15 protein-coding genes are annotated in these 16,096 nt (G+C 67.1%); 6 read left to right on the forward strand and 9 right to left on the reverse strand.

Going from position 1 to position 16,096, the window contains the following annotated elements:
- Positions 1-106: 106 nt before the first annotated feature.
- Together Q0S71_RS19695 and Q0S71_RS19700 are read left to right on the forward strand one after the other, a co-directional pair.
- Entirely contained in the window at positions 107-424 is a 318-nt protein-coding gene (locus Q0S71_RS19695; protein ID WP_295999661.1) for a helix-turn-helix transcriptional regulator, read from the forward strand.
- Positions 421-1,542, forward strand: a complete 1,122-nt coding sequence (locus Q0S71_RS19700; protein ID WP_295999663.1) for a cation diffusion facilitator family transporter — start codon at positions 421-423, stop codon at positions 1,540-1,542. The genes Q0S71_RS19695 and Q0S71_RS19700 overlap by 4 nt, the downstream gene beginning before the upstream one ends.
- A 111-nt stretch (positions 1,543-1,653) precedes the next feature.
- Here Q0S71_RS19700 and cysK read toward each other — a convergent pair whose 3' ends face one another.
- The 3 genes from cysK to tcdA all read right to left on the reverse strand — a co-directional run bounded on the left by cysK (position 1,654) and on the right by tcdA (position 4,259).
- Positions 1,654-2,583 (reverse strand): cysteine synthase A, encoded by a 930-nt coding sequence (cysK, locus tag Q0S71_RS19705; protein ID WP_295999664.1) that lies wholly within the window; start codon positions 2,581-2,583, stop codon positions 1,654-1,656.
- Positions 2,584-2,653: 70 nt separating this feature from the next.
- Complete coding sequence (locus Q0S71_RS19710; RefSeq protein WP_295999666.1) at positions 2,654-3,145, reverse strand: FKBP-type peptidyl-prolyl cis-trans isomerase; 492 nt, start codon at positions 3,143-3,145, stop codon at positions 2,654-2,656.
- 214 nt (positions 3,146-3,359) lie between these two features.
- Entirely contained in the window at positions 3,360-4,259 is a 900-nt protein-coding gene (tcdA, locus tag Q0S71_RS19715) for a tRNA cyclic N6-threonylcarbamoyladenosine(37) synthase TcdA (RefSeq protein ID WP_295999667.1), read from the reverse strand.
- A 111-nt stretch (positions 4,260-4,370) separates the two neighbouring features.
- On the opposite strand from tcdA, the gene pdxH reads away from it, so the two are divergent.
- Both pdxH and Q0S71_RS19725 read left to right on the forward strand, forming a co-directional pair.
- On the forward strand, positions 4,371-5,603 hold the full coding sequence (gene pdxH, locus Q0S71_RS19720) for a pyridoxamine 5'-phosphate oxidase (protein WP_295999668.1): 1,233 nt from the start codon (positions 4,371-4,373) through the stop codon (positions 5,601-5,603).
- 187 nt (positions 5,604-5,790) lie between these two features.
- Complete coding sequence (locus Q0S71_RS19725; RefSeq protein WP_295999669.1) at positions 5,791-7,104, forward strand: cyclopropane-fatty-acyl-phospholipid synthase family protein; 1,314 nt, start codon at positions 5,791-5,793, stop codon at positions 7,102-7,104.
- Positions 7,105-7,174: 70 nt separating this feature from the next.
- Here Q0S71_RS19725 and msrA read toward each other — a convergent pair whose 3' ends face one another.
- A complete protein-coding gene (gene msrA, locus Q0S71_RS19730; protein ID WP_295999670.1) occupies positions 7,175-7,699 on the reverse strand; it encodes a peptide-methionine (S)-S-oxide reductase MsrA in 525 nt (174 codons plus the stop codon).
- 247 nt (positions 7,700-7,946) lie between these two features.
- Here msrA and Q0S71_RS19735 point away from each other — a divergent pair, with 247 nt between their 5' ends.
- Both Q0S71_RS19735 and Q0S71_RS19740 read left to right on the forward strand, forming a co-directional pair.
- Positions 7,947-8,450: a flavin reductase family protein gene (locus tag Q0S71_RS19735; protein WP_295999671.1), complete on the forward strand. Its 504-nt coding sequence runs from the start codon at positions 7,947-7,949 to the stop codon at positions 8,448-8,450.
- A gap of 120 nt (positions 8,451-8,570) precedes the next feature.
- Positions 8,571-9,755 carry an acyl-CoA dehydrogenase gene (locus tag Q0S71_RS19740; RefSeq protein ID WP_295999672.1) on the forward strand — a complete coding sequence of 395 codons (1,185 nt, stop codon included), beginning with the start codon at positions 8,571-8,573 and terminating at the stop codon, positions 9,753-9,755.
- Positions 9,756-9,834: 79 nt separating this feature from the next.
- Here Q0S71_RS19740 and Q0S71_RS19745 read toward each other — a convergent pair whose 3' ends face one another.
- The 5 genes from Q0S71_RS19745 to Q0S71_RS19765 form a co-directional block, all read right to left on the reverse strand.
- A complete protein-coding gene (locus Q0S71_RS19745) occupies positions 9,835-10,524 on the reverse strand; it encodes an OmpW family outer membrane protein (RefSeq protein WP_295999673.1) in 690 nt (229 codons plus the stop codon).
- Positions 10,525-10,612: 88 nt separating this feature from the next.
- The gene (locus Q0S71_RS19750; RefSeq protein ID WP_295999690.1) at positions 10,613-12,091 is read right to left on the reverse strand and encodes an SGNH/GDSL hydrolase family protein; all 1,479 of its coding nucleotides are present in this window, start codon (positions 12,089-12,091) and stop codon (positions 10,613-10,615) included.
- A 180-nt stretch (positions 12,092-12,271) separates the two neighbouring features.
- Entirely contained in the window at positions 12,272-13,798 is a 1,527-nt protein-coding gene (locus Q0S71_RS19755) for a lipase family protein (protein ID WP_295999692.1), read from the reverse strand.
- 2 nt (positions 13,799-13,800) lie between these two features.
- Positions 13,801-14,847: an L-threonylcarbamoyladenylate synthase gene (locus tag Q0S71_RS19760; protein WP_295999751.1), complete on the reverse strand. Its 1,047-nt coding sequence runs from the start codon at positions 14,845-14,847 to the stop codon at positions 13,801-13,803.
- Positions 14,848-14,897: 50 nt separating this feature from the next.
- On the reverse strand, positions 14,898-16,091 hold the full coding sequence (locus Q0S71_RS19765) for a 5-(carboxyamino)imidazole ribonucleotide synthase (RefSeq protein ID WP_295999752.1): 1,194 nt from the start codon (positions 16,089-16,091) through the stop codon (positions 14,898-14,900).
- Between the last annotated feature and the right edge of the window lie 5 nt (positions 16,092-16,096).

The following is a 16,096-nucleotide window of genomic DNA, read 5'->3' on the forward strand; positions in this document are numbered from 1 at the left end:
GTCTGCGCAACCCGGTTTCGCGGCGCGTCTGCGCATAGAAACAATTCTCCGCTTGCCGATGACGGCAATCCCAACTAACATATGAACATCTATTCATATGTTAGCCATGACCTCCTATTCCGAATCCGACCCCGCCATCGCGCAGCTGGCCGACCTGTTCCACCTGCTCGGCGACCCGACCCGGCTGCGCATCGTGCTGGGCTGTCTGACGACGCCGATCGCCGTCAGCGACATCGCGGCCACGCTGCAACTGAGCAGCTCGCTGGTCAGCCACCACCTGCGGCTGCTGCGCGCGGCGCGCATCGTCAAGTCCGAGCGCCACGGCAAACAAGTTTTTTATTCCGCCGCCGACGCCCACATCAGCGGCGTGCTGAGCGACATGCTCGAACATATCGCCGAACCATCCACAGGAACCGAAGCATGAGCGACCAGCACAAACACCACGGCCACCAGCACGACCACGCGCACGATGCGGCCCCGTCGCACGATCATGAGCACACGCACGGCGGCCATGACCATGGCAACGGCGCGGCAGCGCCCGCGCACCAGCACGATGACGGCCACGACCACCACGAAGGCCACGACCACGGCGCCCACGCCCACGCGGCGCCCGCTTCCCACCAGCACGGACATGACCACGGCCACCATCACCACCAACACGGCGACCCGACCACGCACGGCCGCGCGTTCGCCATCGCCATCGGCCTGAACACGCTGTTCGTGGCGATCGAATTCGTCTACGGCTTCATCGCCAACTCGACCGCGCTGATGGCCGACGCCGGCCACAACCTGTCGGATGTGCTGGGCCTGATGCTGGCCTGGGGCGCCGCCATCCTGGCCAAGCGCACGCCGAGCGGCCGCTATACCTACGGCTTGCGCAGCACGTCGATGCTGGCGGCGCTGTTCAACTCCATGCTGCTGATGGCCGCCTGCGGCGCCATCGCGTGGGAAGCCGTGCAGCAGCTGCTGCATCCCAACCCGGTGGCCGGATTGACGGTGTCGGTGGTGGCGGCGGTCGGCATCGCCGTCAACGGCTTCTCGGCCTGGCTGTTCGTGGCCGGCAGCAAGGACGACATCAACATCCGCGGCGCCTACCTGCACATGGCGGCCGACGCCGTGATCTCCTTCGGCGTGCTGGTGGCCGGCCTGGTCGTCATGGCCACCGGCTGGAGCTGGCTCGATCCGCTGGTCAGCGTGGCCATCGTCGTCATGATCGTGCTGGGGACCTGGTCGCTGCTGCGCGAGGCGCTGCGCATGATGCTGGCGGCGGTGCCCGACAGCGTCGACGCGGCCAAGGTGGCCGGCTTCCTGCGCGCGCGTCCCGGCGTGCGCGAGGTGCACGACTTGCACATCTGGTCGATGAGCACGACGGAGACGGCGCTGACGGCGCACCTGGTGATGCCGGCCGGCTATCCGGGCGACGTGACGATGGACGCCATCAGCGCGGAACTGAAGCGCACCTTCGCGATTCACCACAGCACGCTGCAAATCGAGATGGGCACCACCGACCACGAGTGCTGCCTGCAACACAGTCACGACTGAGATCGTAAGGCCACGGGACCGAAACCGTGGTCTGACCCCGAAGTCGCGGCGCGGGCCGGTCCGCTCCGACGCAGCGACATGGTCTGCCTCCGCCGTGGCGACGCGGCCGGCTTATTCCAGCCCGGCGTAAAGCGGCGTGCTCAGATAGCGCTCGCCGAACGAGGGCACGATGGTGACGATCATCTTGCCGGCATTTTCCGGCCGCCGCGCCAGTTCCATCGCGGCCCACAGCGCGGCGCCGGACGAGATCCCCACCAGCAAGCCTTCCTCGCTGGCGGCGCGGCGCGCGACGGCGTAGGCGTCCTCGGTCGCGACGCAGATCACCTCGTCGTAGATCGCCGTGTTCAACACGGCCGGCACGAAGCCGGCGCCTATGCCCTGGATGCCGTGCGCGCCCTTGCTCCCTTTCGACAACAGCGGCGACGCCGCCGGCTCCACGGCGACGCAGCGCAGCGTCGGCTTGCGCCCCTTGAGCGCTTCACCGATGCCGGTGATGGTGCCGCCGGTGCCGACGCCGGCCACGACGATGTCGACGGCGCCGTCCGTGTCGCGCCAGATTTCCTCGGCCGTGGTGCGGCGGTGGACGTCGGGGTTGGCGGGATTATTGAATTGCTGCGGCATCAGGTAGCGGCGGTCGGACTCGGCCATCCGCTCGGCCGTGCGGATCGCGCCCAGCATGCCGTCGGCGCCGGGCGTGAGCACCAGCTCGGCGCCGTAGGCGCGCAGCAGCAGGCGGCGCTCGCGGCTCATGGTGTCGGGCATGACCAGCGTGCAGCGGTAGCCGCGCGCGGCGCACACCATCGCCAGCGCGATGCCGGTGTTGCCGCTGGTCGGTTCGAGGATGATGGTGTCGGGATGGATCTGGCCGGCCGCCTCGGCCGCCGCGATCATGGCCAGGCCGATGCGGTCCTTGACGCTGTGCGCCGGATTGCAGTATTCGAGCTTGGCCAGCAGCTGCGCCGTGCTGGCGCCGCCGAGGCGGTTCAGGCGCACCAGCGGGGTGTTGCCTATCAGTTCGGTGACGTCGTTGGCGATGTTCATGGTCTGCTCCGCGCGAGTGGCTGGAGCAGACAGTCTACCGTGTTTTACGGCCGCGACGACATCGCCGGGCTTACTGCACGCCCATCAATTCGACTTCGAAGATCAGCGCCGAATTGGGCGGAATGTCGCCGCCGGGCGCGCCCTTGGCGCCGTAGGCGAGTTCCGGCGGAATAATCAGGGTGCGCTTGCCGCCCACCTTCATGCCGGCCACGCCCTGGTCCCAGCCCTTGATGACTTTGCCGCCACCGATGGGAAACTCCAGCGGTTCGCGGCCCGGCACGCGCGAGGTGTCGAACATTTTGCCGTGCGACTGGCGCGCCAGCGGACGGTACAGCCAGCCCGTGTAGTTGACGCGCACGGTGGTGCCGGTGCTCGCTTCCCTGCCGGTGCCGATCTTGGTGTCGGTGATGATGAGCGCATCGGCGGCCGGGCCGGGCGTGGCCGAGCCGACCACCACGGGCGCCGGGGCGGCGACCGGCGCGTCGGCGGTGGCCTGGTCGGCCCGCGCCATCGAGGCGCCGAACGCGGCCAGCAGGACGAATACTAGGGAACTACGCTTCATGGTGTCTCTTTCGATGGGGTTCTGGACAGTGCAGCGCGGCTGTGCCAGCCGGGCGCGGCACAATGATAGCAAAACCTTACCGGCGGCAGGACAAATATGCGCGCGGCCGGGGGCAAGACCGGGTATCACGCGGCAACGACAAAGCGGGGTCAGACCCCGCTGGCGCTGACGCCGACTTGCGGCTACCAACCTCAAGCGGGGTCTGACCCCGATGTCAAGCGGCGGCGGCTGGAGCCAGCGCGAGCGGAACTGCGGCTGCGGCTTCGGCCTTCGCCGCAACTTCAACCTCACCACCGGCGGCCAGCTTGCGCAGCACGTGGCTGGCGGCGATCAGGCCGAAGCTGGCCGTGACCACCATCGCCGAACCGAAACCGGCGCAGTTCAGGCCGGTAACCCCGCCGCTGCGCTCGTCGCCGTCGACGCTGCACGTGGCATCGTCCTCGGGGAACTTCAGCGGCTCCATCGAAAACACGGCGTCGACGTTGAACTTGTTCTTTTCGCCGCGCGGAAAGCCGTACTGGCTGCGCATGACCTTGCGCACTTTTTTCAGCAGCGGCTCCTGCTCCGTCTTGGCCAGGTCGCGCACGGCGATCTGGGTCGGGTCGGTCTGGCCGCCGGCGCTGCCGATGACCACCAGCGGCAAGCCCTGGGCGCGGCAGTAGGCGATCAGCGCGGCCTTGGCCTTGACGCTGTCGATGGCGTCGACCACGTAGTCGTAGCCGCGGCCGCCTATCATCTGGTCCAGATTGTCCGGTTCGATGAAATCCTCGACCTGGTTGACCCGGCAAAACGGGTTGATCTGGGCGATGCGCTCGGCCAGCGCCGTGATCTTGGCCTGGCCGACGGTGCTCGTCAGGGCCTGGATCTGGCGGTTGATATTCGATTCGGCCACGTTGTCGAGGTCGATCAGGGTCAGCTGGCCGATGGCGCTGCGGGCCAGCGCTTCGACGATCCACGAGCCGACGCCGCCGACGCCGACCACGCAGACGTGGGCGGCGCGGAAGCGTTGCAGCGCGCGCGCGCCGTACAGGCGGCCGATGCCGCCGAAGCGGCGCTCGAAGTCGATATCGTCAACATTGCCGGCGACGGCGGAAGGGAGGGTAAGGGTATCCATGCCGCCATTTTAACGGACGCGGCGGCAAAGATTATTCTACAATGATTTTCTTGGCAGCCAGTCAACAGCCTGCCCGCCTAATTTCCTCCCCGCATCAATACCGAGACCACCATGAGCGACTTCCTGATTACCCCGGCGCCCGGCTTCGACCAGCCGATCGCCGTCCTCAAGCACTGCCACGACCGCATCCGCAAACAGCTGGCCACGCTGCAAAAGCTGCTGGCCCACCTGCCCGAGCATGGCGCCGACGCCGACGCCCAGCAGGCCGCGCAAGCGGTGCTGAAATATTTCAACCAGGCGGCCCAGCTGCACCACGCGGACGAGGAAGACAATCTGATGCCGATGCTGCAAGCGTGCGCGCGCGACGCCGATGCCGCCCTGCTGGCCGCGCTGGTGCCTGAGATCCTGGCCGACCATCAGCGCATGGATGGCGATTGGCTTATAATTAAATCGCAACTTGATAGTATCGCCAAGGGTCTGGACGGCCCGCTGTCGGCGCCGGACGTGGCGCGTTTCTGCGATTCCTACACGGCGCACATGGCCAAGGAGGAGGCGCATATCGCCCCGATGGCCAAGCGGCTGTTCAGCCCGGAGCAGATGGCCGAGCTGGGCGCGGCGATGCAGCGCCGGCGCGGCCTGGAGCCGGCCGGCGCGCAGCAAGCGGAGACGGTTCCGGCTGCCGTCCCGGCGGCGCCGGCCGCCAGCGGCGACGCACTGGCCGCGCTGCGCTCCGATTACGGCCGCGCCAGTTTGTCGGAAGCGGACGTGCTGGCCGATCCGATCGGGCAGTTCGCCCGGTGGTTCGACGAGGCGGTGCAGGCCCGGGTCAACGAGCCGAACGCGATGAGCGTGGCGACCGTCGACGCGGACGGCAAGCCGAGTTCGCGCATTGTGCTCATCAAGCAATACGACGAACGCGGTTTTACGTGGTACGCCAATTACGACAGCCAAAAGGGCCGCCAACTGTGCGCCAACCCGCATGCGGCGCTGCTATTCTTTTGGAATGAAGTCGAGCGGCAGGTGCGCATCGAAGGCACGGTGGTGCGGACCTCGGCGGAAGAGAGCGACCAGTATTTTTACAGCCGCCCGCTGAAAAGCCAGCTGGCGGCGATGGCCTCGCAGCAAAGCGCAACGATCGCCAGCCGGGCGCAGATGGAAGCGAATTACGCGGCCGTGGCGGCGGCCTGCGGCGAGCACGCGACGCGGCCCGAACAATGGGGCGGCTATCGCTTGCAGCCGCAGCGTATCGAATTTTGGCAGGGGCGGCGCTCGCGCTTCCATGACCGCATCGTGTACGTGCGGCAAGCGGACGGCAGCTGGATCATCGAGCGTTTGCAGCCATAGCGAACATGCGACGTGCAGGCCGATGCGGCGGCGTGGCTTCAGGGTCAGAGTCAGGTCGGCGGTCGCCCAGCCGGGTCGGCCCCGACTTAAGCCGCCGGCATCCAGGCGTGATTTTAGTGGTCTTTTTTCTTCGTACTGTTTGTTTCTGACACCACGGCGGCGACGCTGCCGTCCACCGGAGGCTATCTTGTTCGTACAAAACCGACTCAGCGCCTGGATCGCGGGCATCCGTCAACAAATGGCGCTGCCGCTGCGCATCGAACTGTGGAACGGCCAGCACATCGACCTGTCCTCCGAAGCGCCGCGCGTGACGATACGCCTGCCGCGCGCGTCGGCTGCGCGCTATCTGCTGACGCCGTCGCTGTCCAACCTCGGCGCGGCCTACGTCGAGGGCGCCATCGAAGTGCGCGGCGCGGCCCATGACATGATATCCATCGTCAACGCGCTGGCCCGCACGACGCTCAAGGCCGAAGGCAAGTTCGCCCGCATCGTGCGCACCATCGGTCACGACAAGAGGAAGGACGCCGAGGCGATCCGCTACCACTACGACGTCTCCAACGAGTTCTACGCCCAGTTCCTCGACCCCAACATGGTTTATTCCTGCGCCTATTTCGAGAACGGCGACGAAGACCTGGCGACGGCGCAGATCAAGAAAATCGACCACATCCTGCGCAAGATCGAGCTGGGCCAGGGCCAGACGCTGCTCGACATCGGCTGCGGCTGGGGCGCGCTGGTGATCCGCGCGGCGCAGCGCTACGGTGCCCGCTGCGTCGGCGTGACGTTGTCGGAAAACCAGTATGCGCTGGCCCAGCAGCGGGTGCGCGCGGCCGGGCTCGAACATCTGGTCGAGATCCGCTTGCAGGATTACCGCGACGTGCGCGGCCAGTTCGACCGCATCACCAGCGTCGGCATGTTCGAGCACGTCGGGCTGAAACACTTGCCCGATTATTTCGCTACCATCAACCGGCTGCTGGCGCCGGACGGATTGGTGATGAACCACGGCATCACGTCGACCGACCCGGACAACGGCGAAACGCCCTATGGCGGCGGCGAGTTCATCGAAAAATATGTGTTCCCGCACGGCGAGCTGGCCCATGTCGGCCAGGTGCTCAAGGCCATGCAGCAGGGCGCGCTGGAAGCCTACGACGTGGAAAACCTGCGCCGCCACTACGCCCGCACCTGCGCCATGTGGACCGACAATTTCGAGGCCAAGGCCGACCAGGTGCGCGCCCTGGCCGGCGACAAGCGCTTCCGCATCTGGCATGTGTATCTGGCCGGATGCAGCTACGCCTTCGAGCAGGACTGGATCAGCCTGTACCAGATCGTCTGCGGCAAGGCGGGACGCAAGACGGCGGCGCTGCCATGGTCGCGCAACTATATGTATGGCGGGCCGGCGCCGGGGCTGGCGGCGCGGGAAGTGCCAGCGCCAGCGTGGAAGACCGAGGCCGAGGCCGCCGCTCAGGAAGCGGCGCCGGCGATCCACGTGATGAGCCCATCGTAGGCACCGGCGCCCGGCGAGGATGTGGTGACAGCGGCCGGCGCCGCCGAGCGGCCGCTTTTCAGCCAGCCGCCTATTTGCTGCGCGCCGGGTGCATCTTCCTGAATTTGTCGACCTTGGGCGCGACCACGAAGGCGCAATATCCCTGCATCGGATGCTGGCTGAAATAATTCTGGTGGTAATCCTCGGCCCGGAAATAGGGCTGGGCCGGCGACAGCTCGGTGACGATGGGCGCATCCCACACATTGGCCATTTCGCAAATCACCTGCCGCGCCGTCGCTTCCTGCTGCGGCGACTGATGGAAGATCACGGAGCGGTACTGGGTGCCGACGTCATTGCCCTGGCGGTTCAGCGTGGTCGGATCGTGGACGGTGAAAAAGATTTCCAGCAAGTCGCGATAGGAAACGACGGCCGGATCGAACTCCAGCCTGACCACTTCGGCGTGGCCGGTGGCGCCGGCGCACACTTGCTCGTAGCTGGGATTGGGCTGCTGGCCGCCGCTATAGCCGGACTCGACGCGCTGCACTCCCTTCACTTCGAGATAAACGGCTTCGGTACACCAGAAGCACCCTCCTCCTAAAACGGCAACCTCCGTCATACAACCCCCGATAAATCAACGAGTTAGAACTTTCAGATGTGAGCAAAAAATTCGCATGTGACTACTCTACCACGAGGTGTACGGGAAGTCAGGCTCAAGAGCGCGACGGCGCCCGGCCCTAAAGCGCGGCCGGCCCGCCGGCGCCAGACATTCGCACCGGCCTTGCCGCAGGAATGAAGCGGTCGCGCGCCGATTGTCCTGCGCAGCGCCATTCTTTGGCATAATGTCTAAAAGATACAGGCTCTCCATGAATACTAGTTCCCCCCGCGCCACCGCCGACAGCGTCGACAGCGTCCATTTCCGCCAGGCGCTGGCCCAGTTCGCCACCGGCGTGACCGTCATCACGACGCGCCTGGCCGACGGCGGCTTTCGCGGCTTGACGGCCAGTTCCTTCAATTCGGTATCGCTGACGCCGCCGCTGGTGCTGTGGAGCCTGGGCAGCAATGCCAACAGCATGCCCATCTTCAGCGGCAATTCGCACTACGTCATCAATGTGCTGTCGGCCGAGCAAGGCCATCTCGCCACGCGCTTCGCCACGCGCGGCGGCGATCCGTGGGAAGGCGTCGAATACGAACTGTCGCGCACCGGCCAGCCGATATTGAAGGGCGTGTCGGCCTGGTTCGAGTGCCACAACCGCAGCCGCTATCCGGAGGGCGACCACGTCATCTTTGTCGGCGAAGTCGAATTGTGCGAGGTGTCGCCGTGCCCGCCGCTGATTTTCCACGGCGGCCAGTTCCGCCGCCTGGCATAGGGCGGCGGCGGCGGGAAAACGGAAATTGGTGTCGCCATTTGAAAAGCCGCGCGCCGCGTCCCGTCTTAGAATGCTGGCAGCCTTTATATAACCAGACATAACCAGAGACGAGGAAACACGATGAGCCACGCCCGCGCCCAATTCCACTGGGATGATCCGCTGTTGCTGGACCGGCAGCTGAACGACGATGAACGCATGGTGCGCGACGCCGCCGCCGCCTACTGCCAGGACAAGTTGCAGCCGCGCATACTGGAAGCGTTCCGCCACGAAAAGATGGACACCACCATCTTCCGCGAAATGGGCGAGCTGGGCCTGCTCGGCCCGACCATCCCGGAACAGTACGGCGGCCCCGGCCTGAACTACGTGGCCTATGGCTTGATCGCGCGCGAAGTCGAGCGCGTCGATTCCGGCTACCGCTCGATGATGAGCGTGCAGTCGTCGCTGGTGATGGTGCCGATCTTCGAATTCGGCACCGAGGCGCAGCGCCAGAAATACCTGCCCAAGCTGGCCACCGGCGAGTGGATAGGCTGCTTCGGCCTGACCGAGCCCAACCACGGCTCCGACCCCGGCTCCATGATTACCCGCGCCCGCAAGGTGGCCGGCGGCTACGCGCTGTCGGGCGCCAAGATGTGGATCACCAATTCGCCGGTGGCCGACGTGTTCGTCGTCTGGGCCAAGGACGACGAGGGCGCGATCCGCGGCTTCGTGCTGGAAAAGGGCATGGCCGGCCTCAGCACGCCGGCGATCCACGGCAAGTTCGGCCTGCGCGCCTCGGTCACGGGCGAGATCGTCATGGACAATGTGTTTTGCCCGGAAGAAAACGCCTTCCCGGACGTGCGCGGCCTGAAGGGTCCGTTCACCTGCCTGAACTCGGCGCGCTACGGCATCGCCTGGGGCGCGCTGGGCGCGGCCGAAGCGTGCTGGCACATCGCGCGCCAGTACACCATGGACCGCGTGCAGTTCGGCCGGCCGCTGGCCGCCAACCAGCTGGTGCAAAAGAAGCTGGCCGACATGCAGACCGAAATCACGCTGGGCCTGCAAGGTTGTTTGCAACTGGGCCGCATGAAGGACGCCGGCACGGCGGCGGTGGAAATCACGTCCATGATGAAGCGCAATTCCTGCGGCAAGTCGCTGGACATCGCCCGCGTCGCGCGCGACATGCTGGGCGGTAACGGCATCTCCGACGAGTTCGGCGTGATCCGCCACATGGTCAACCTGGAGGTGGTCAACACCTACGAGGGCACGCACGACATCCACGCACTGATTCTGGGCCGGGCCCAGACCGGCATCCAGGCTTTCCAGTAAGCGGGGCCGCCGGCAGCGGCGGCAATAAAAAAACCGCCACGGCTTTGCGGCCGTGGCGGTTTTTTGACGTGGGCGGCGCTTAGAAGCCCTTGAAGCGGTAGCCGACACTGACGTTGATCGCGACCGGATCGAGCCTGACGTCCTGCGTCTGCCCGGTCGAGAAGTGGACCTTGGTTTTCAGCTTGGTCTTGATGACGCTGGCGTCGATGAACCACGCCTCGCTGATCTTGGCGGTCATGCCCAGCTGGAAGCAGGCGGCCCATTTGTCGTCGATCTTGAAGGTGGCGCCGGGGCCGCCCGTGTTCAGGATCGCCGTCAGCTCGGCCGAGCCCTCTTCCTTCTGGAACTTGGCGTAGCTGATGCCCAGGCCGGCGTACGGACGGAACATCGAGTTGGCCTGGAACAGACGGTACTGGAGGAAGGCGGCCGGCGGCAGCACTTCGGACGTGCCCAGCTTGCCGGTGCCCTGGATGGAGCCGGCGCCGTTCAGGTCGTGCTTGTACGGTGCGCCGAGGTCGATCTCGGTCGAGATGTTGTCGCTGTACATATAGGCGATGGCCAGGCGCGGCTTGGTGTCGGTGCCGACGTCGGCCTTGGTGCCCGGCAGCGCCGGCGCCGAGACGTCGCCGCTCTCGACTTTCGGGCTGATCTTGTTGGCGCCCAGCGTGACCAGCCAGTTGCCGGCCGACTGGGCCGAAGCGGCTGAGGCGGCGGTCATGGCGGCGACCAGCGCCAGCAGTTTTACGGCCTGATTCAAACGATTATTCATTTTGTCTCCTGATTGATAAGGTGCGGGACGGCGTGCGTCCGGTTGCCCTGTACCGGCTCCGGCCGCGCGGCCGGAGCGGTGCCGCGAATTACAGCCAGCCCTTGATGACCATCTGCTCGGCCACATAGCGGGCCAGCAGCAGATTGTTGAACGGCGTCGGCTGTACCGTATCGGCGAACGAATAGTGGCTGATGTCACCGGCGATCAGGTTGTTGGCGTTGCAAACGAGCGAGCTTTGCAGCGGATTCTTGGCCGGCGTCAAGTCACAGGCCGGCGTCGTGACATTGGTCAAGCCATACGGCGCGGGATTGGTGGCTTGGTCGTGGCTGACGCTGAACACGTCGACCAGCAACACGCGATTCTCGCCGGCGAAGCCGGTGCTCAGCGCGCCGTTGAAGGCGGTGACCATGGCGGCGATCAGCGCTTGCGTCGAGGCCGGCTGCGCGCGGGCCGACGGTGTCGTCGCGACATCGGGCAGATTGTTCACGGTGACATAGTTGGCGCCGTTGGCCAGGATCTGGCCCTTGACCAAGGCCACCAGTTGCTGGCCGGCGGCGGCCATGTTGGCGACCAGCGCCGGACCGTTGGCGGCGGCGTAGGCGTTGGCGGCGGCCAGTCCGGCGGCGGCGCCGGCGCTGGCACCGGCGGCGGCGCCGGCGGCCTGGCCGTCAGCGGTGGCCTTGGCGACCATCGGACCGTAGACGGCCGGCGAGGCGACGGCGGAGTCGCCCGGCTGGTTGGCGGCCGTGAAAATGGCGGCGTTCACTTCGTCGGTCGTGGTCGCGCCGGGCGTGGCGGCGGCGGTGGCGAGCGCCAGGCCGATCGCTTGCGCGGCGGTCTGCGGATTGGTCGCTCCGGCGGCCAGCTGGGCCACCAAGCTGGCACCGAAGGCTTGCGCGCCCGCGGTGGCACCGGCGGCGGCGCCGGCGGCCTGGCCGGCCGTATTGCCGGCCTGGGCGGCGGCGACCGCCAGTTCGTTCAATTGTTCCAGCGCGTCGTTACCGCCGGCCATCACGATGACCATTTCGGTGCCGCTGAATTTACCGCCGACAGCGGCGAGGTGGTTGGCGACCTGGGTCACCAGCGGCACGGTCAGCGCGCCCAGCGGGCTCTTGACGACCGTGTTGGTCGCGCTCAGCGACACGGCGTTGGCATTGCCCGCGCCGATGGGATTGGTCACGCGCGAACCACCCTGGGCGTAGCCGAAGCAACCGGTGTGGTTGACGACGGGCACCAGGAAGCCCAGCGAGGCCTGGCCCTGCAATCCGGTCTGGGCCGCGCACGGCGGCGCCACGCCCAGCTGGGCGGCCAGCAGTTCGGTATAGTTTTTGCCCGTCAGCGTGGGATTGACGGCGGTGTTGTTGCCATTGATGGTGAATTTGCCGCCGCCCAGCGCCGCCACGGTGCCGACCGCGTAGGAGCCGACGTCGGACAGGCTGTCGCCAAACGTCACTTGAGCGGTGTAATGGATTTTCGGCGTTTGATTGCCGGGGCTGGGGCTGGTGCCGCCGCATGCGGCGAGCACCGCGACGGCCATGGTGGCGAGCGCAAGTTTGGTATGACGCATTGTGTCTCCTCAAATTTTTATAGTGTTATCCGAACGGGCGTGCTATTCGCAACCCGACTAATATGCCAGCCTTGCAAACTCTTGTATAGAGCTTATCTTGTAAAAACATTAGTTTCACAAAAAAAAGGGCGGCCCGTGTCGGCCGCCCTTGATGTGCGCAATAAGCAGCGTTTGGCGAGCCTAGAAAGTCTTGAAGAAATCGCGCGCCGAACGCAGGCAGAACGGCGCCACCAGGCCGGCGTGGTAGCTGCCCTGCACGGCCTGGTTGGGGTCGTCGCCGGCGGCGATGGCGTTGGCCCGCACCGCCAGCTTGGCGGCCTGGAAGGCCAGCTGCTCGCTGGAATAGAGGTTGCCGATCGAGGTGGCGTCGATGTTCAGCTCGGTCAGCGTGTAGGCCGCTTTGCCCTGGGCGCTGAAATAGGCGGTGGCGGCGTCGGCATTGACGAAGGGCACGATGGGATCGTCCTTGCCGCCGCACAGCAGCAGCGGCACGTTGGGCGTGTAGTTGCGCAAATCGTTCTTGAGCAGCCACTGCCGCAGCGGCTGCGCCGGCGCGCAGGCCAGCGGCGCGCTGTTGCTGGTGCCGCAGGGATGGGCTTGCATATCGGCCAGGTAGGCGGCGCGGTAGGCGCTCTTGATGAGGTGGTCGGCGCCGAAATGGGCCGCGTAGCCGGGCGACTGCGGCAGGGAGTCGGCGGCGAACAGCACGTCGTCGGGCAGCTTGCCGGCCGCGACCAGGTCGCCTATGCCCACCGTGCTGGGGAATAGCGTGTCTATGCCGGTGGCGTATTTGTCTTCGTAGATATCGCCGGTGGCGCTGTAAATGCGGGCGCCGGCGCGCTGGCCCGTGTTAATCAACAGCGGGACGAAGGCGGCCGAACCGATGGTGGGCGCGCCGTCGAAGATAGTGTCTCCAAATAGCGACAGTGCGTAGGGCCCGGACAGGCCGGCGGCGGCCGCCACCCGGAATTCGGCCGGATAACTGAGCTGCATGGCGCGCTGCGTCGCCAGCGCCACGTGGCCGCCCTGGGAATAGCCGGTCACGTAGAGCTGGCCGGAATCGGCCGCGCCGATGGCGGCGAACGAGGCGCGCGCCGCCCGCAGGCCGTCGACCATGTCGCTAGACTCCTGCGCCACGTCGAGATAGGGCAGATAGGGCAGCGCCGAGCCGGCCAGGCCCGCGTAGTTGGGCGCCACCACGATATAGCCCTGGGACGCGAAGATGGCGGCGATCAAACGCGCCTCGGTGCCGCCCAGGTCGGCCATGTCGGTGGTCTTGAGCACCGAGGTGCCGTGCGCGTACAGCAGCACGGGGCGGGGGCCGCTGCAGGACGGGTCGGCGCCGGACGGCACCATGATGGCGGTGCTGGCGTCGGTGTTCTCGGCCGCCGAGCCTATGGTGTGGTAGTGCGCGCGGTAGACGGTGACGGAACAGGTGGGATTGCCGGTGATGACGGTGCTGCCGCTCTGGGCCGCGTTGAGCAGCGCGCTCAGCGCCGCCGGGGTGAGCGTGTTGACGGTGGCGCCGGCGGCCGTTTGCGGCACCAGCGCGGTCGGATCGATCAGGCTGCCGCGCAGGGTGACGGGCGGCACCGGCGCCGTGACGACGCCGCCTTCGTTGCCGGAAGCGCCGTTGTTGCCGCCGCCTCCGCCGCAGGCTGCCAGTGACATCGACAGGAGTAGGGCTAAGCGGTGCGGCAATTTCATGATCAATTCCTGATGGGACTCTGGTGGTTCAACAAGCCGTGCACGATGCCGGTCGAGCCGTGCGCGGCGCGCCGCAGACGGTCGTTGACGCCCAGCCAAGCGGCGTCCTGCGGCGGCGCTTCGACCAGGATCAGGTCGGCGCCGCTGCGGTCGAGCGCGCGCAGCGCCGCGTACAAGGCGTAGGCGTAGCCGTCCGGCACGGCCGGCAGCCGCGTGACGACCCCGGCCGTTTCGGCGGGCAGCTCAGAATAGCAGATCAGCGCCACCTTGCGGCCGGCCGCTTTCAACTGTGCAAGGGTCAGCGCCAGCGTGGCGCCGTCCAGCATCGCCACCGGCGTGTGCGGCGCGTAGTGCGAGGCCAGCGTGCCGGAGGCGCGCGGCGCGGCCGCGTCCGGCGCTGCCGGCAGCTGGTCGATGACGGCGGCGATGGCGTCGGCGCTGATGTGGCCGGGACGCAACAGGACCGGCCCGTGCGTGGCCAGCCGCGACAGGTCGACGATGGTCGATTCGATGCCGACCGCGCTGGCGCCGCCATCGAGCACGGCGCGGATCAAGCCGCCGTCGCCGACCTGGGCGCCGAATTCATCGCGCACATGCTGGGCCGTGGTCGGGCTGACCTGGCCGAACTTGTTCGCCGACGGCGCGGCCACGCCGCCCTTGCCGCCCTTGAACGCTTGCAGCAGGGCGATGGCGACCGGGTGCGAGGGGCAGCGCAGGCCGACCGTGTCCTGCCCGCCGGAGACGGCGTCGGGGATGTGGGCGGCGCGTTTCAGGATCAGGGTCAGCGGGCCGGGCCAGAAGGCCGCCGCCAGCTGGCGCGCCTGTTCCGGGATCTCGGCGGCCCAGTAGGTCAGGTCGGCGTCCGGCGCCACGTGCACGATCACCGGATGGTCGGACGGCCGGCCCTTGGCTTCGTAGATGCGGGCCACGGCGGCCGGGTTTTCGGCGTCGGCGCCGAGGCCGTAGACGGTTTCGGTGGGAAACGCCACCAGGGCGCCCTGCTCCAGCAGGGCGGCCGCCGCCGCGATGGCGGCGTGATCGACGGCCATCAGCGCTTGCGGCGCCGTCGAGGCGCCGATGCCAACATTTACGCCAGCAGTCATGGCGCGATGCCGAGGATGTCGCAGGCGGCGCGCAACTGCTGCTGCGCCTGTTCCAGCGTAGGCGCGATGAAAGTCAGGTGGCCCATCTTGCGGCCGCGGCGCGCATCGTCCTTGCCGTACAGGTGCAGGCAGGCGCCGGGCAGCGCCAGCACCTGGTCCCAGGCCGGTTCGCGCGCCGTGTCGTCATCGTCATTGAACCAGACGTCGCCGAGCAGGTTCAGCATGACGGCCGGCGAGTGCTGGCGCACATCGCCCAGCGGCAGCCGCGCCATCGCCCGGACCTGCTGGGCGAACTGGCTGGTGACGCAGGCGTCCATCGTGTAGTGGCCGCTGTTGTGCGGACGCGGCGCCATTTCATTGACGACCAGGCTGCCGTCGGCCAGCACGAAGAATTCGATGCAAAGCACGCCGACATAGCCCAGCTCGGCCACCATGGCTTGCGCCGCCTGCTGCGCCAGCGCGGCGCAAGCGGCCGTCACGTTGACGCCCGGCACGGTGGTGGTGAACAGCACGCCGTCGCGGTGGACGTTCTCGGCGATCGGATAGACCACGGCCTCGCCGTCGGCGCCGCGCGCCGTCAGCACCGACACTTCATAGGCCAGCGGCAGCATTTTTTCCAGCAGACAGCTGACCTGTCCCATGCCGTCGAAGGCGGCCCGCACTTCGTCGCGCGAGCGCACGCGGACCTGGCCCTTGCCGTCGTAACCCATGCGCACGGTTTTCAAAATGCCGGGCAACAAGTCGTCGTCGATGGCGTCGATATCGGCCGGCGAGGCGATGACCTTGTGCGGCGCCGGCAGCACGCCGGACTTGGCCGCGCAATCGACGAAGAAGCGCTTTTCCGCGATGCGGTCCTGCGCCACCGACACGCCATGCGCGTTCGGCGCCACGAACACCTGGCGCGCCAGGCGCGACAGGCTGTCGGCCGGCACGTTCTCGAATTCGGTGGTGACGGCCAGGCACTGAGCGGCCAGCGCGTCGAGGCCGGCGGCGTCGGCATAGCCGGCGTTAATCAGGCGCTGGGCCACCTGGCCGGCCGGACAGGCGTCGGCCGGCTCCAGCACGGCGACCTGGTAGCCCATGCTCTGGGCGGCCTGGGCGAACATGCGGCCGAGCTGGCCGCCGCCCATCACCCCCAGCCAGGCGGACGGGTGGGCGGCGGGCAGCAAAGGGGATTTCGGACTAGTCATCATTC

Source organism: Rugamonas sp. (genome assembly GCF_025354735.1).
In the GTDB taxonomy this organism is placed as follows: Bacteria; Pseudomonadota; Gammaproteobacteria; order Burkholderiales; family Burkholderiaceae_D; genus Rugamonas.

What these genes read in the sequence shown, in the direction of transcription:
- Q0S71_RS19695 (WP_295999661.1), top strand. Translation starts at nt 107, where the DNA reads ATGACCTCCTATTCCGAATCCGACCCCGCCATCGCGCAGCTGGCCGAC.
- Q0S71_RS19700 (WP_295999663.1), top strand. Translation starts at nt 421, where the DNA reads ATGAGCGACCAGCACAAACACCACGGCCACCAGCACGACCACGCGCAC.
- cysK (WP_295999664.1), bottom strand. Translation starts at nt 2,583, where the DNA reads ATGAACATCGCCAACGACGTCACCGAACTGATAGGCAACACCCCGCTG.
- Q0S71_RS19710 (WP_295999666.1), bottom strand. Translation starts at nt 3,145, where the DNA reads ATGAAGCGTAGTTCCCTAGTATTCGTCCTGCTGGCCGCGTTCGGCGCC.
- tcdA (WP_295999667.1), bottom strand. Translation starts at nt 4,259, where the DNA reads ATGGATACCCTTACCCTCCCTTCCGCCGTCGCCGGCAATGTTGACGAT.
- pdxH (WP_295999668.1), top strand. Translation starts at nt 4,371, where the DNA reads ATGAGCGACTTCCTGATTACCCCGGCGCCCGGCTTCGACCAGCCGATC.
- msrA (WP_295999670.1), bottom strand. Translation starts at nt 7,699, where the DNA reads ATGACGGAGGTTGCCGTTTTAGGAGGAGGGTGCTTCTGGTGTACCGAA.
- Q0S71_RS19735 (WP_295999671.1), top strand. Translation starts at nt 7,947, where the DNA reads ATGAATACTAGTTCCCCCCGCGCCACCGCCGACAGCGTCGACAGCGTC.
- Q0S71_RS19740 (WP_295999672.1), top strand. Translation starts at nt 8,571, where the DNA reads ATGAGCCACGCCCGCGCCCAATTCCACTGGGATGATCCGCTGTTGCTG.
- Q0S71_RS19745 (WP_295999673.1), bottom strand. Translation starts at nt 10,524, where the DNA reads ATGAATAATCGTTTGAATCAGGCCGTAAAACTGCTGGCGCTGGTCGCC.
- Q0S71_RS19750 (WP_295999690.1), bottom strand. Translation starts at nt 12,091, where the DNA reads ATGCGTCATACCAAACTTGCGCTCGCCACCATGGCCGTCGCGGTGCTC.
- Q0S71_RS19755 (WP_295999692.1), bottom strand. Translation starts at nt 13,798, where the DNA reads ATGAAATTGCCGCACCGCTTAGCCCTACTCCTGTCGATGTCACTGGCA.
- Q0S71_RS19760 (WP_295999751.1), bottom strand. Translation starts at nt 14,847, where the DNA reads ATGGCCGTCGATCACGCCGCCATCGCGGCGGCGGCCGCCCTGCTGGAG.
- Q0S71_RS19765 (WP_295999752.1), bottom strand. Translation starts at nt 16,091, where the DNA reads ATGACTAGTCCGAAATCCCCTTTGCTGCCCGCCGCCCACCCGTCCGCC.